1 protein-coding gene is annotated in these 600 nt (G+C 49.2%); it reads left to right on the top strand.

Going from position 1 to position 600, the window contains the following annotated elements; genetic code table 11:
- Positions 1-195 precede the first annotated feature (195 nt).
- A complete protein-coding gene (locus tag HW443_RS12625; RefSeq protein WP_176235756.1) occupies positions 196-540 on the top strand; it encodes a molybdopterin dinucleotide binding domain-containing protein in 345 nt (114 codons plus the stop codon).
- The last annotated feature ends 60 nt before the right edge of the window (positions 541-600 follow it).

Below are 600 nucleotides of genomic sequence, written 5' to 3' on the forward strand. Positions count from 1 at the left end.
GAAAGTGGATGTAATCCAGGTCATCGCATTTGGGTGGGTTCATATTCTCTCCAACCTCCTTACCAATAGAACTTGACCTTTTCTTGCAGGTTATGTTATAACCATACTGGCTAGGGGATTAGGCAGTCAACTGCGTAACTCCTACCCCATAATGTTGTTACATTAAGACAACGAGGCAGAATTGAGATAGGGAAGATGAAACTGATTCTCATCACAGGCCGCACCCTTAAGCAGGGATGTAGCTCTATGCTGGGCAAGGATTCTCCTGATTACCTTGAGGAGACCGCCAGAGCCGAAATGAATAGAGAAGATCTGGACAGCAGGGGTCTCAAAGAGGGAGACAGGATCAAGGCCAGGACGGATGCGGGAGTAGCTCTTTTCACCTGCCAGGAGGGGAAGGTGCCCCGCGGTATCATCTTTGTCCCTTCCGGCCCTTTGGCTAATCAACTGGTGGGGACTGATACTCAAGGCAGTGGAATGCCCAGCTCCAAGGGAGTTGAGGTGGAGGTGGAGCCAGCGGAGAAGGGACTTTCATCCTAACCCTACAACGTCATTTACCTGAATACCTACAATATGTTGTGGCTCAATTAAAGAAATTGC

Source organism: Candidatus Hakubella thermalkaliphila, assembly GCF_013281975.1.
GTDB lineage: Bacteria > Actinomycetota > Humimicrobiia > Hakubellales > Hakubellaceae > Hakubella > Hakubella thermalkaliphila.